Source organism: Streptomyces sp. A3M-1-3, assembly GCF_024213665.1.
Taxonomy (GTDB): Bacteria; Actinomycetota; Actinomycetes; order Streptomycetales; family Streptomycetaceae; genus Streptomyces.
The window spans coordinates 337,447-349,878 of sequence record NZ_JANAVP010000003.1 but is presented as its reverse complement, the minus strand read 5'-3'; the positions used below and the strand labels follow the sequence as shown (position 1 = coordinate 349,878).

The window sequence follows — 12,432 nt, the reverse complement described above, 5'->3', positions numbered from 1 at the left end:
ACCCGACGGCCCTCCACGGCCACCGGGCACCCAGCCCTGCCCACACCCACCCTGACCAGGTTCTATTTACGCGTCAGAAGCCCTTTCTGCGGGTCGGCGGGCTTTGCCGGACCCTGGTCCACACCGGTTCAAACGGGATCGAGCGGCTCCGTACGTAGCCATGAAAGCAGCCAGGCCTCTTGGGGGCGGAGAAGGCCATCGGCCCGGCCGGGGCGGGTGCGGGCGGCCTCACTACTCGGATGATGTCAGGGGCTTTGAGGAGGCCCCCGTTGGTGAGTGGAGAGACTGGCCGTGGCGCGATCTACGGCGAAATGAAGGTCCGGGAGGCGGAACTCGCCCGTGTGCCGCATCCGCCGTTCTCGGCACCGATGCCGCAGCCGATGGAGACTCGCGTGCAGCAGCTCGACAGGTACGGTCTGACCCCCGCCCGCGTCCTTCGCGGCGGGGACGTCGGTGGACGTGACGGCGAACCGCTGGACGCTCAAGGTCTGTCGGCCAGGTGGTACTCGATCATCCCGTCTCGGATGCAGAGCCGCGTGAATCCCGCCTTGGTCAGCACCCGGCCCGAAGCGGGGTTGTCGGGGTGGTGCTTGCCCCCGAGGGATTCGAGGCCGGCGGTGGTGAAGGCGAAGACGACGAGTTCCTGGACGGCGCTCGTCGCGTAGCCCCGGCCCCAGCAGTCTTCGCGCAGGACGTAGCCCAGCCGTCCGTGCCTGCCGGGACGGCGGCCTAGTTTGACGACGCCGACCAGGTCCCCGCCGACGTCCACACCGAGGATGTATTGCTTGATCGGGTCGGCGGCGGCCCACTCCTGCACCCGCACCACGTACTTTTCGGCCTCCGGATCGGTCATTTCCGGGCGCCCGAGGAACGTCACGGCGGCCCCGCTGTAGACGCGACGAATTGCCGAGGCGTCTGAGGATGTGAGTAGCCGGAGCGCGGTCACGATTCTCCGAGAAGAGCGGCCAGATCTGCTGAGGATGGCCGGTGCTCTGGGGAGGCGGCCAGGCACGCGCGGATGACATCCTCGAACTGGGGGAACGGCCATGGACGGATGTCGTCGAGGGGGAGCGTTGCGGCCTTTCCGATGGCCTTGAGCTTGTCCTCGCGCGGGGTGCCGTCCTCGTAGGAGACCGGCCGGTGTCCGGTCCAGCACCAGAACAGCGTCGCGCCCAGTCCCCAGACGTCGGCCGGCGCCTCTGCCTGGATATGGGTGTCCGGGGTGGTGGCGAGGATGGCGTCCGCGATCTCGGGGGCGGTGGTGTGGGTGAGCGCGCCCCGGTAGGGGAGGCGCGGCCCGTCGTTGGGGCCGCAGGCTAGGGCGTAGTCGATGACCGCAGCGCAGCCGTCGTTCGTGATCAGGGCGTTGGTGGGCTGGACGTCGGCATGGGCCCACCCAGCGGCATGCATCCGGGCGAGACGCTCAGCCCACGTCCGGGCGACGCCCAGGAGCCAGGGGCGTACGGAGGGGCGGTCACCCTCGGGTCCACGTGCCAGAGCGAACGCTTGCCACATCGGAGCGCCGTCGACCCAGCGAACCGCGAGCCACCGGCCGCCCTCCCACGAACCGGCGTCGACCCGGTAGTCGGGGTTGAGCGCGCCCGCGTCGGTGAGGCGGACGAGGTGGTCGTCCTCCTGGGCCATCTCGGCGGCCTTGTCACGTGAGGTCTCGTCGTCGGGGCTATTCGCCTTCAACGCGACGGCACCCTTGGGGCCTTGGACCTTCCAAGCCCGCGAGCCACGCCGGTCGCTCAGGAGCCGGGTCGTGAAGGGCTCGCCGACGCGGTCCATGAGGACGTCGACGGCTTCACCGGGGGGAGGAAGCGCTTCGCCCATGCGCGGATCTCCGTCCAGTCATAGGGGGTGTGCTCGAAGATGTCGCGGCCCTCGTCGTCAGCCACGGCGAGCGCGGCGGCCAGGTCGGGGGTTGCGTGGAGGAACTGCGGGTCGCGTCGGCGGATCGCGGCTCTCACGGGGAGGAACGAAACCGGGGCGGCCGGGATGCGTTCGCCGGCCCGCGTGTTCTCCTCCTCGCCCGCGTAGAATTTGCCGAACATGATCCCGACGGGGCCGTACAGGTTCTTGAGGGCCCAGTGAGGCCACGCCAACAGGTCGCGGTGCCGGGCGCCGGGGACCTCGCCCAGGATCGCAATGTTCTCGCACCGCAGGAACCCGTGCGGCCGGTGGAGCAGGGGCCGCAGCCACTCGGCGGCCTGTGCACCGGCATGGAACAACTCGGCGTTCACGGCGTCCGCGCTTCCGTTGGCGCGGTAGACGGTCCAGGTGGTCAGCCCGCGCTCGACAGAGGGGGACAGGTAGGGGCAGTGGGCCGTCATCTGTTCCACGTACCCGGTGATGTCGATGGACCGCGGCCTGGTGGTGCTGGCCTCAACGAGGCGGAGCGCCCCAGCGGTCGGCCGGGACGCTCCGTCGATGCGCGTGAGGGTCACCGGCTGCCCGGCGCGGCGTCGTCGCCGTCCCCGGTGGTGGGGCCGCAGTCCCACTCGGCCACGACCTTGCCGGTCTCCTTGTAGCGGGCGAGCGCGCCCTCGTCGAGGATGCCCTTCTCGTTGGTGAACCAGATCTCGGACAGCGGCCCGTACGCCTCCTCGTACGCGGCCACCCAGCCGATCGGGCCGGAGCCGTTCATCTCGCGGTGCCCGAGAACGGTTCCGGCGTGCTTGGTGCTGAACGCCGCGTACTCGGGGGTGGCGAGCATCTGGTGCCACGCGGCGTCCACGGCCCGGGAGAACATTTCGGCAGGACCCTTGCCGCTCTCGAACTGCTGCCCGGCGAGGGCCAGGAAGCGGCCGAGCTCGCGGCGCTCGATCGTGGTGGTGCTCATGGTGGTGCTCCTCTCGACGGTCTTACGAGTGGTGCTTGGTGATGCATCCGCCCTCGGCCGGTCATCAGGCCTGCGGGGCGGAAGTCCTTGGGGTTGTCCGCCGGGTGTGCCGGCGACGGCCGGCGCGACCACGGCGACGGTGGCGACGGCGACGTACGCCAGGACGGCGAGCTGCTGGCGCCATCCGGGCCAGAGGCGTAACCGGATCACCGCACGAGCTGGATGTTGTCCGCGGCCGTGGTCCACTCCACGCCGGAGGCCGGGCGGATATGCGCGACCCGGACGGTCCGCCCGTTGGTCTCCTCGTGGACGATCGCGGTGAGTTCGCCCTCGCCCCGGCTTGCGACGTCGCGCACGGTCCTGCGCAGCCAGGGGTGGGCGTCCTCGTGGAAGAAGGACCCGACCCCGACGCCGCTGCTCACTGTGCGGTCTCCTCGTCGTCCTCGGCTCGGGCAAGGAACTTCTTGAACCCCGCTGCGGCCCGGGCGGCGAGCTTCGGGCTGGGTACGCCGAACTCTGGCGGTTCGCCGGGGTCGTGGGGGAGAGCCGTGGTCATCGCGCACTCCTACGGGTGAGGTTGGCGCAGCGGGTCGTACTACGGATGGGCCGCGTGCGGCCCGCTGCTTCGGGGGAGCCGCCCGGAGGGTCCTTCGACCTCCGGGGGCTGTGACCAGTCAACGACCGTGAGACTGCGACGGACAGGAAGGGTTGCCGTTGAGTTGCCTGCGCTCAACCGGAAAACTTTACGTCCGCATTACCCAGCGGCTGGTTCGGACAGTACGGCCCCGGCTACGTTCTGTCGCATGGGAGCGAACGTCATCCTCAAGCGCCGGATGGACGAACTCGGCCTCACCCAGGATGAATTGGCGCGTCAGATGAATGTCGCGCTCGAACAGCTCGGGGGTAAGCCGGGCGATGTGTCCGCGCGGACGGTGCGGAATCTGCTCAACGGGAGCACCCGCAGGCCGATCGGTCGCACCTGCGCCGCGCTGGAAGCGGTGTTCGGGCGCCCCGTCTCGGCTTTAGGGTTCGACCCACCACGTACTGCCGCACAAGCGGAGGACCCAGTGCACCGCCGTACCTTCCTTGTCGCAGCGACCGGAACTGCCGTCGCCGCTGCCACCCCAGCACGACGCTCGCGGCTGGGACAGTCCGACGCCGACCGATTTCACGTGGAGTACGCCGACCTGCTGGGCGATGACTCGCGGCTCGGCGGAGTGTGGCGGATCGAGAACAGGGGCGTCGAGCTCGCGGCGCGTATTCAGTCCTCGCTCTCCGACGGCGGTGCCTCGGACCGCGTTCGGCGTCAGATGTACCGACTTGCGTCCGACGTCACGTGCTTGGCGGCCTTTGCCGCCATCGACGCGAGCGCTCCGCAGCGTGCACGCGCCCACCTGGACAAGGCCCTCACCCTCGCGGGCCTCGCGCGCGACAGCGAGACCATGTACCGGGTCTGGGACCACCTGATGCTCACCTCCAGCCAGCGGGAGAACCACGCCGAGGCGGCGGCCGGCGCGGAGGTGATGAAGCGCTCGTCGGTGGCCCGGCGTGACCCGTCGTACGCATCGCTGGGGCACATGCGGCACGCCAACGCCTTGGTCAGACTGCATCAGCCCATGGAGTCGCTGCGGGCCTTGGATCTCGCGGAGAAGGCGTTCGGACGGGCCCGAGACGAGCAGCCATCGGCATGGATCGCGTTCTACAGTCGGGCCGAGTTCGACGCCCTCTCGTCGTACGTCTGGACGGCGCTCGGGGAGCACGAGCGGGCCGAGTCCTGCCTTCACCGTACCCTCGCCGCCATCCCTGGCGGCATGGTCCGCAACCAGGGGCTCTACACGGCGCACCTGTCGCTGTCCCAGGCAAGGCAGGGGGAGGTGGAACTGGCTTGCGCAACCGGACGGCGGGCTTACGAGATGCTGCTGCCTGCGTCCGGGTCGCAGCGTACGACGAACACGCTTGCCAGAACGCGTCAAGTCATCGAGGCCACGGGCACGAAGGCGCCCGAGGTTGTGAGCTGGATCGAGGAGTCACGCCGATGGACCTGAAGCGGTACATGCACGCCGACGCAGAGGACGTCCGCTCCTTGCTCCTGGACATTCACGACGAGGTGTACGCGAACGATCCTGACCCGTTCCACTCGCGCGAAAGGTTCTCGTACTTCGTCGACCTGTGGTCAGGTCGCGAGGACTGGCGGTGCGTCTCGGGGTGGGAGAACGGCGGCCCGGTCGGGTACGCGTACGGTTCGAAGTTCAAACCGGGCGGCTGGTGGAAGGGAACGGATCGGCCCAGGGGCGTGCGCGGCCGGATCTTCGCCCTGTCCGAGCTGATGGTGGTGCCCCAGTGGCAGGGCACCGGCCGGGCGCAGCAGATCCATGACGCGCTGATTCAATCGGTCGACGTCGACTTCGTGACGCTCCTCGTCGACTCCACGCACCCCAAGGTGCAAGCCCTGTACGAGAACTGGGGCTACGAGAAGCGGGACGAGGCCAAGCCCTCCGACGACTCTCCCGTGTACGCGGTGATGGTGCGCACGCTGCGGACCGACTGACCCCAGAAGCAACGAAGCCCCCGCTGGACGGTATGGTGCCGGGGCGGGGACTTCGTGCTACGGGTCGGCTCGCGGCAAAAGGAGGACCAGATCACGCTCATGGTCAACCCTCTGGCGGGCGACGGGAAGGTCCACAACCTCTACCGCGGCTGGGGATATACCGACCTCGGGGGAGAGCCGGCCGTCCCCCGACTCTCCCGTCCTGGTCGCCATGGTGCTGTCCCGCCACGAGCGATGATCCGTAACCCCTGAACCGTGCCGCGCCCTGCCCCTCCTCACAGCAGGGCGTGCGACTCTCAGCTAGATGGGGCGCATCCGCGCTTACGTAGCCATCAAAAGTAGCCGTAGAAGTGGACATCCTGCACGTTTGTGCAGGTGATAGTGCTGCGGGGGCTCTCCCCGGCGTACAGCTCGACTCGTCTGCCACACCGCTCCGCGGCCTTGGAACCCCCCGGCAACCCGCTCAATCCGCCCCTCAGGCAGGGCTGGCAATCTTGTCATCGAACGTCGTGCCCGGGTCACCCGCGACATGGCGGGCCGCGCTGCTCCATCGTGACGCCAATTACACTTTTGCCACTTTTCGTCTGTTTTGCTGCAGCATTTGGTGCGAGTCCACGTACACCGGGCTGTTCTGGTGGCCCAGAGCGCCTTTCCGGCCGGTCGGCGCCACAGGGAGAGATATGGGACGCGTACCCAGCAGAACGGGCAACTGGCGAATCCCCCTGCCCGTTGCGGGCGGGGTTGTGGCGTTCGGGCTGGGCGGCCTCTTTGCCAGCGGGCTGGTGGCCGGCGACGACATCGCCGAGGGCACACGGGTGCGCGGGGTCGACATCGGCGGGATGAGCACGGCTGAGGCACAGCGGGTCCTGGAGCGGAGGCTCGGGCAGGTCTTCGCGGCGCCGGTCGCGATGAAGATCGGTGACCGCATCGAGAAGGCCGATCCCGGCGCGCTCGGGCTGTCCCTGGACACCGCCGCGACCGCCGACCGCGCCGCGAGCGCTGGATCCGGTCCGGTCACCCTGATCGGCAGGCTCTTCGCTTCCGACGGCAGGGACGTCGAGCCGGTGATACACATGGACGACCAGAAGAGCCGGGCTGAAACCGACCGCATCGGTGCAGCGGCTGAGCGGCCGGTCCGCGACGGGGCGATATCGTTCGAGAACGGCAAAGCGAAGGCCGCCGCTCCGGTCACCGGCGTCTCCCTGATCGCAGACCAGGCGCTGGACACCATTCGCGATGCCTACCTCCGCAGGACGGATACCGGCCCCGTCGTGATGCCGGTGAAGCAGACGCAGCCGCGGATCGGCCGGCAGGAGACCGAGCGGGCCATGAAGGAGTTCGCCCAGCCCGCGATGTCCGGTCCGGTCACGCTCACCCTCGCCGGGAAGCGCATATCCATCGGCCCCTCCGCGCTCGGCAGGCATCTGACGATGAAGCCCGACGGCCGGAACCACCTCGGGCCGGCCCTTGACTCCAGGGGCCTGCTCGCCGACCCCGTTGTCTCCCGCCCGGTGCGGGAAGCCGCCCGGAACCCTCAAGACGCCATGCTCCGCCTGGACGGCGACGACCGCGTCGTGGTGGCGCAGGAGGGCCGCGTGGGGCGGCAGGTCACCGAGAAAGCACTCGGAGAGGCCGTCGTACCCCTGCTGACCGGTTCCGGCGCGGCCCGCACCGGCGAGATCGCCACCGTAGCGGCCCAGCCGCAGCTCACGAGCGCCTCGGCACAGCGGCTCGGCATCAAGGAGAAAGTCTCCTCCTTCACCGTCGCCTTCCCGCCGGCCCCCTCCCGCAGCACCAACATCGGCCGCGCCGTGGAGCTCATCAACGGGTCGGTTGTCCTCCCCGGACAGCAGTGGAGCTTCAACCGAACGGTCGGCGAGCGCACCAAGGAGAACGGCTTCGTCGACGGCATCATGATCAACAACGGTCAGTACGTGAAGTCGCCCGGTGGGGGCGTCTCCGCAGTCGCCACCACCATGTTCAACGCCATGTTCTTTGCGGGAGTCAAGCCCGTGGAGTACGGAGCCCACTCCTTCTACATCGAGCGCTACCCCGAAGGCCGCGAAGCCACGGTCGCCTGGGGCACTCTCGACCTGCGCTGGACCAACGACTTGGACCACGCCCTCTACATCCAGGCCGAATCCACCGGCACCTCGGTGACCATTACCCTCCTCGGCACGAAGAAGTACGACCAGATACGTGCGACCCAGGGGCCACGCACCAAAGTCAAGCAGCCGGGCATGCGCACGGGCAGCGGCCCGAAGTGCGAGGTCCAGACCCCGCTCGAAGGGTTCGACGTCACCGTCGGCCGCGTCTTCGTTCAAGACGGACGGGAAGTCAGGCGCGAAGACTTCAAGACCCACTACACGCCTCGCGACAAGGTCACCTGCACCCCGCAGGAACCGGCCCCCGCGGCGGCAGCGGACTGACCGGAGGGGCCGGCGCTGATCAGTGGCAGTTCTTGGTGCCCGGGTCCCGTGTCGTCCAGGCGCAGGAGTCCAGCAGTGTGCCGTTCGGCTTGAGCAGGCGGGCCTTGTCGCTGCTGTTGTTCCAGACGTACCAGGTTCGGCCCCAGTAGACGTGCGTGGCGTTGTTCGTCGCCTTGCCCGTGTGGACGCGCACCGTCTTGCCGGCGGCGATCTTGAGGCTGCCGAAGGTGTAGGTGTAGCCCGTGTTGTCCTTCAGCTTGTAGCCCTTGAGCTGGATCGCCGAGCGGGTGTTGTTGTGGAGATCGACCCACTCGGCGTTCAGCGAGGTGTTGCTGCCGCGGTCGCTGCCGGGGCTGTCGTACTGGATCATGCCGAGGTGCAGTCCGCCCTGGTGCGGGGCTGCCTGAGCGGGCGCGGCGGTCAGGAGGCTGCCGGCCAGGGCGGTGGCGGTCAGGGCGGCGGCGGTGGATATGCGCAAGGTGCACTCCATGTGCGGGAGTTGTGAAGGACTTGAGGAGTCTAAGCCGCATTCGCTCCGCTGCACCCGGCCGGACACCCACTAGTCCGGGATACGCGCCCCCGCGCCCCCCACCCGCACCCGGGGGTCGCCCGCGCGGAGCTCCACCGTCAGTACGCCGGGGCGGCCCATGTCCTCGCCCTGGTGGAGGGTGAGCACCGACTCCTGTGGTACGAGGCCGAGTTCACGAGCGTACGCGCCGAACGCGGCCGCCGCCGCGCCCGTCGCCGGGTCCTCGACCACGCCGCCCACCGGGAACGGGTCGCGGACGTGGAAGACGGTGTCCGAGGCGCGGTGGACCAGCTGGACCGTGGTCAGGTCCAGGCGGTGCATGAGCGCCTCCAGCCGGGCGAAGTCGTACGCCAGATCGGCCAGCCGCCCACGCCTCGCGGCCCCGAGGACCAGGTGGCGCGCGCCCGCGTAGGCGATGCGCGGCGGCAGTGCCGGGTCCAGGTCGGCGGCCGGCCAGTCCAGCGCGGCCAGCGCCTCGTCGAGGTCCTCCGCCGTGACGTCCTCGATGTGCGGCTCGACGCTGGTCAGCGTGGCGCGGAGTTCGCCGTCCGCCTCGGTCAGGGTCACGGTCACCGGGACCGTACCCGCCGGGGTGGCGAAGACCAGCTCGCCCGGTCCGATGCGCTCGCCCAGGGCGACGGCGGTCGCCACGGTGGCGTGGCCGCAGAACGGAACCTCGGCCTTCGGGCTGAAGTACCGCAGGGTGAAGGCGCGTCCGGGCTCGCCGAGCCCCTCGGGCGGGGCGGTCAGGAACGCGGACTCGCTGTAGCCGAGTCCGGCGGCGATCGCCAGCATGCCGGCGTCGTCGAGCCCGGACGCGTCGAGCACGATGCCTGCGGGGTTGCCACCGTCGGGGTCGGCGGAGAACGCGGTGTAGCGCAGGATTTCGGTTGTCGTCATGTGGCACCCCAACCACCTCCGGCCTGCGCTCATTCCCGCACCCGGGGGAGGGTTCAGCCGCGCCCGATGTACGGCATCGTCGTCGCCATCACCGTCGCGAACTGCACGTTCGCCTCCAGCGGCAGCTCCGCCATGTGCAGCACGGTCCGGGCGACGTCCGCCGCGTCCATCACCGGCTCCACCGCGAGCTGCCCGTTCGCCTGCAGGATGCCGGTCTGCATCCGCTCCGTCATCTCGGTCGCCGCGTTGCCGATGTCGATCTGGCCGCACGCGATGCGGAACGGGCGCCCGTCCAGCGACAGCGACTTCGTCAGGCCCGTCATCGCGTGCTTCGTCGCGGTGTACGCCACCGAGTTCGGCCGCGGCACATGCGCGGAGATCGAGCCGTTGTTGATGATGCGGCCGCCCTGCGGGTCCTGATCCTTCATCAGCCGGTACGCCGCCTGCGCGCACAGGAAGGCGCCGGTCAGGTTGACGTCCACCACGTGGCGCCACGCCTCGTACGGGAGGTCCTCCAGCGCCACGCCCCCGGGCCCGAACGTGCCCGCGTTGTTGAACAGCAGGTCCAGGCGGCCGTACCGCTCGCGCACCGCGGTGAACAGCGCGGCCACGTCGTCCGGCGAGGACACGTCCGCCCGTACGCACAGCAGGTCGCCCGACAGCCCGGCGGCCTCGGCCGTCGACTCCAGGGCCTCCATCCGGCGGCCGGCCAGCGCCACCGACCAGCCGGCGCCGGCCAGGGTCAGTGCCACGGCCCGGCCGATCCCGGAGCCCGCACCCGTCACGACTGCGATCTTCTTCGCAACAGCATCCATGGGGCCGCAGCGTACGTGACACACCCTTGTCACTTTGCTGTTGTGTACGTGACAACCGCGCGCCTCCCGCTGCCCCTCCAATGCTTCTGACAACATCCGTCAGGGGAGGGGCATATGACACTGTATCGGGACAAAGTCTCGCCGGAGCTCCGCGCAGCGGCCCGGCACATCGGCCGCCGCCGGTTCCTCACCGCCACCGGAGCCGCGGCCGCCCTCGCATTCGCGACCGATCTGCCGGGCAGCGCGCAGGCCGCCGAGCCGGCCGCCAGGAGAATCACCGAGGACCCGTTCACCCTGGGCGTCGCCTCGGGCGACCCGCTGCCGGCTTCCGTACTCCTGTGGACCCGGCTCGCGCCCCGCCCGTATGAGACGGGCAGTGGACTGCCGCCGGCCAGGATCCAGTTGCGCTGGGAGATCGCCCACGACGACCGGTTCCGCCGGACCGTCAGGCGCGGAAACGTCACCGCGCACCCCGAGTTCGACCACAGCGTGCACGTCGAGGCCGGCGGGCTGGCCCCGGACCGCGTCTACTACTACCGCTTCAGCGCGGGCAGCTGGATCAGCCCGACCGGCCGCACCCGTACGGCTCCGGGCCCCAAAGCGAACATCACTGAACTGAGACTGGGTGCCGTCTCCTGCCAGGCGTACCACGACGGGTACTTCACCGCGTACCAGCACCTCGCGGCGGAAGACCTCGACGTGGTCGTCCACCTCGGCGACTACCTCTACGAGTACGCCGTCAACGCCACCGGCGGCGCCCGCGCCTACACCGACCGCCTCCTCCCCGCGCACTTCAACCGCGAGACGGTCACCCTGGAGGACTACCGGCTGCGCTACGCCCTGTACAAGTCGGACCCGGACCTCAGGGCCGCGCACGCCGCCCACCCCTTCGTCGTCACCTGGGACGACCACGAGACCGAGAACAACTACGCCGGCGAGATCCCCGAGAACGACGTCCCGCCGGAGGAGTTCCTGATCCGGCGCGCCGCCGCCTACCGCGCCTACTGGGAGAACCAGCCTCTGCGCAAGCCCCAGCAGCCCGCCGGCCACGACATGCGGCTCTACCGCCGGCTGCACTTCGGCCGGCTCGCCCAGTTCGACATCCTCGACACCCGCCAGTACCGCTCCAACCAGGCGTACGGCGACGGCTGGCAACAGCCGGGCCCCGAGTCCGAGGACCCCTCACGCACCATGACCGGCGAGACCCAGGAGCGATGGCTGCTCGACGGCTGGCGGCAGTCCGGCGCGCAGTGGAACCTTGTCCCGCAGCAGGTCACCTTCGCGCAGCGGCGCAATGTGCCGACGCCCGACTTCAAGCTGTCCATGGACGCGTGGGACGGCTACCCCGCCTCGCGCAAGCGGATCCTCGACGGGGCGGCAGCCGCCGGCATCGAGAACCTGATGGTGCTCACCGGCGATGTGCACGTCGGCTACGGCTTCGACCTGAAGAAGGACTTCGACGACCCCGCCTCGCCGACGGTCGGCACCGAGATCGTCGCGACCTCCGTCTCCAGCGGCAAGGACGGCGCGGACAAGCCCGCCAACTGGTCCAACCTCACCAGCGCCAACCCGCACATGAAGTTCTACAACGGCCGCCGCGGCTACGCGGTCGTCACCCTCACCGCCGACCGGGCACGCGCGGACTTCCGTACGGTGTCCGCGGTCACCACTCCCGGCGCCCCGATCGGCACGGCGGCGTCCTTCGTGACCGAGTCGGGTGACCCCGGCCTCAAACCGGCATAGCCGCGGGTCAAGCCCGCACAGTTCAAGCCCGCACAGCCGCCGGCACGGCCTCCTCGCCGGGATGGCGGACGCCGATGCGGTCCCGTACCGCATCGAGCCTCCGCATTACGGCGAGGCTGCCGTCCAGCGGGACCAGCGGCGACTCCTTCAGTCACCGGGGTGCCCGCCGCGATCGAGCAGCTCAGCAGCGCATGCGCCCCGGACTCCCAGCCCAGCAGCATCCCGGTGTTCAGGTCCACGCCCTCCGGCGACAGCTGCGCCCGCGCCGGTACGTCGGCGGGCTCGCCCAGCAGCAGCAGCTGCGCGAGCGACACCGGGTACACCCCGAGGTCGAGCAGCGCCCCGCCGCCCTGCTCCGGGTCGCGCAGCCGGTGGTCCGCCGCGAACGGCCCGGCCGGCCCGAAGTCGGCCTGTACGGTACGGATCTCGTCGACCAGCTCCCCGGCTTCGCGCGCGTTGTAGGGTGAGGGCCTTCTCGCAGAGCACCGCCCGGCCCGCCTCCAGGCACATCCCGGCGGCCCTGCGGTGCGCGGAGTGCGGAGCCGCCAGGTAGACGACGTCGACGTCCTCGTCCTCGGCCAGGGCCCCCTACTGGTCTTGACCACCCGGATTTGGCTGAGAGC

13 protein-coding genes and 1 pseudogene are annotated in these 12,432 nt (G+C 69.9%); 4 read left to right on the top strand and 10 right to left on the bottom strand.

Annotation, left to right across the window (positions count from 1 at the left end; genetic code table 11):
* Positions 1-481 precede the first annotated feature (481 nt).
* The 6 genes from NLX86_RS05335 to NLX86_RS05310 form a co-directional block, all read right to left on the bottom strand.
* Positions 482-1,048, bottom strand: a complete 567-nt coding sequence (locus tag NLX86_RS05335) for a GNAT family N-acetyltransferase (protein ID WP_254370397.1) — start codon at positions 1,046-1,048, stop codon at positions 482-484.
* Positions 943-1,836, bottom strand: a complete 894-nt coding sequence (locus NLX86_RS05330; protein WP_254370396.1) for a hypothetical protein — start codon at positions 1,834-1,836, stop codon at positions 943-945. Before NLX86_RS05330 ends, NLX86_RS05335 begins: the two co-directional genes overlap by 106 nt.
* Positions 1,752-2,450, bottom strand: a complete 699-nt coding sequence (locus tag NLX86_RS05325) for a DUF6875 domain-containing protein (protein ID WP_254370395.1) — start codon at positions 2,448-2,450, stop codon at positions 1,752-1,754. The genes NLX86_RS05330 and NLX86_RS05325 overlap by 85 nt, the downstream gene beginning before the upstream one ends.
* Positions 2,447-2,845, bottom strand: a complete 399-nt coding sequence (locus NLX86_RS05320) for a hypothetical protein (protein ID WP_254370394.1) — start codon at positions 2,843-2,845, stop codon at positions 2,447-2,449. Before NLX86_RS05320 ends, NLX86_RS05325 begins: the two co-directional genes overlap by 4 nt.
* A 206-nt stretch (positions 2,846-3,051) precedes the next feature.
* Positions 3,052-3,267 (bottom strand): hypothetical protein, encoded by a 216-nt coding sequence (locus NLX86_RS05315; RefSeq protein WP_254370393.1) that lies wholly within the window; start codon positions 3,265-3,267, stop codon positions 3,052-3,054.
* Positions 3,264-3,401 carry a hypothetical protein gene (locus NLX86_RS05310; protein ID WP_254370392.1) on the bottom strand — a complete coding sequence of 46 codons (138 nt, stop codon included), beginning with the start codon at positions 3,399-3,401 and terminating at the stop codon, positions 3,264-3,266. Before NLX86_RS05310 ends, NLX86_RS05315 begins: the two co-directional genes overlap by 4 nt.
* Before the next feature lie 277 nt (positions 3,402-3,678).
* Between NLX86_RS05310 and NLX86_RS05305 the strand changes: the two genes are divergently transcribed.
* The 3 genes from NLX86_RS05305 (at position 3,679) to NLX86_RS05290 (ending at position 7,822) form a co-directional block, all read left to right on the top strand.
* The gene (locus NLX86_RS05305; RefSeq protein WP_254370391.1) at positions 3,679-4,890 is read left to right on the top strand and encodes an XRE family transcriptional regulator; all 1,212 of its coding nucleotides are present in this window, start codon (positions 3,679-3,681) and stop codon (positions 4,888-4,890) included.
* Positions 4,881-5,393 (top strand): GNAT family N-acetyltransferase, encoded by a 513-nt coding sequence (locus tag NLX86_RS05300; protein ID WP_254370390.1) that lies wholly within the window; start codon positions 4,881-4,883, stop codon positions 5,391-5,393. The genes NLX86_RS05305 and NLX86_RS05300 overlap by 10 nt, the downstream gene beginning before the upstream one ends.
* A 680-nt stretch (positions 5,394-6,073) precedes the next feature.
* Positions 6,074-7,822 carry a VanW family protein gene (locus NLX86_RS05290; RefSeq protein WP_254370389.1) on the top strand — a complete coding sequence of 583 codons (1,749 nt, stop codon included), beginning with the start codon at positions 6,074-6,076 and terminating at the stop codon, positions 7,820-7,822.
* A gap of 19 nt (positions 7,823-7,841) precedes the next feature.
* On the opposite strand, the gene NLX86_RS05285 is transcribed toward NLX86_RS05290, so the two are convergent.
* From NLX86_RS05285 to NLX86_RS05275, 3 genes are all read right to left on the bottom strand, one after another.
* Positions 7,842-8,300: a lamin tail domain-containing protein gene (locus NLX86_RS05285; protein ID WP_254370388.1), complete on the bottom strand. Its 459-nt coding sequence runs from the start codon at positions 8,298-8,300 to the stop codon at positions 7,842-7,844.
* Between the two features lie 81 nt (positions 8,301-8,381).
* On the bottom strand, positions 8,382-9,251 hold the full coding sequence (locus NLX86_RS05280) for a PhzF family phenazine biosynthesis protein (protein WP_254370387.1): 870 nt from the start codon (positions 9,249-9,251) through the stop codon (positions 8,382-8,384).
* Between the two features lie 53 nt (positions 9,252-9,304).
* A complete protein-coding gene (locus NLX86_RS05275) occupies positions 9,305-10,066 on the bottom strand; it encodes an SDR family oxidoreductase (RefSeq protein WP_254370386.1) in 762 nt (253 codons plus the stop codon).
* 114 nt (positions 10,067-10,180) lie between these two features.
* On the opposite strand from NLX86_RS05275, the gene NLX86_RS05270 reads away from it, so the two are divergent.
* On the top strand, positions 10,181-11,809 hold the full coding sequence (locus NLX86_RS05270) for an alkaline phosphatase (protein ID WP_254370385.1): 1,629 nt from the start codon (positions 10,181-10,183) through the stop codon (positions 11,807-11,809).
* A 22-nt stretch (positions 11,810-11,831) separates the two neighbouring features.
* Here the strand turns inward: NLX86_RS05270 and NLX86_RS05265 are convergent.
* Positions 11,832-12,394, bottom strand: a pseudogene (locus NLX86_RS05265) (Gfo/Idh/MocA family protein); the annotation flags it as partial.
* Positions 12,395-12,432: the final 38 nt, after the last annotated feature.

Excerpts from the sequence above, each read along its gene's own strand:
- NLX86_RS05335 (WP_254370397.1), bottom strand. The coding sequence starts at position 1,048 with ATGGCCGTTCCCCCAGTTCGAGGATGTCATCCGCGCGTGCCTGGCCGC.
- NLX86_RS05275 (WP_254370386.1), bottom strand. The coding sequence starts at position 10,066 with ATGGATGCTGTTGCGAAGAAGATCGCAGTCGTGACGGGTGCGGGCTCC.
- NLX86_RS05330 (WP_254370396.1), bottom strand. The coding sequence starts at position 1,836 with ATGGGCGAAGCGCTTCCTCCCCCCGGTGAAGCCGTCGACGTCCTCATG.
- NLX86_RS05290 (WP_254370389.1), top strand. The coding sequence starts at position 6,074 with ATGGGACGCGTACCCAGCAGAACGGGCAACTGGCGAATCCCCCTGCCC.
- NLX86_RS05300 (WP_254370390.1), top strand. The coding sequence starts at position 4,881 with ATGGACCTGAAGCGGTACATGCACGCCGACGCAGAGGACGTCCGCTCC.
- NLX86_RS05305 (WP_254370391.1), top strand. The coding sequence starts at position 3,679 with ATGGACGAACTCGGCCTCACCCAGGATGAATTGGCGCGTCAGATGAAT.
- NLX86_RS05270 (WP_254370385.1), top strand. The coding sequence starts at position 10,181 with ATGACACTGTATCGGGACAAAGTCTCGCCGGAGCTCCGCGCAGCGGCC.
- NLX86_RS05280 (WP_254370387.1), bottom strand. The coding sequence starts at position 9,251 with ATGACGACAACCGAAATCCTGCGCTACACCGCGTTCTCCGCCGACCCC.
- NLX86_RS05310 (WP_254370392.1), bottom strand. The coding sequence starts at position 3,401 with ATGACCACGGCTCTCCCCCACGACCCCGGCGAACCGCCAGAGTTCGGC.
- NLX86_RS05320 (WP_254370394.1), bottom strand. The coding sequence starts at position 2,845 with ATGAGCACCACCACGATCGAGCGCCGCGAGCTCGGCCGCTTCCTGGCC.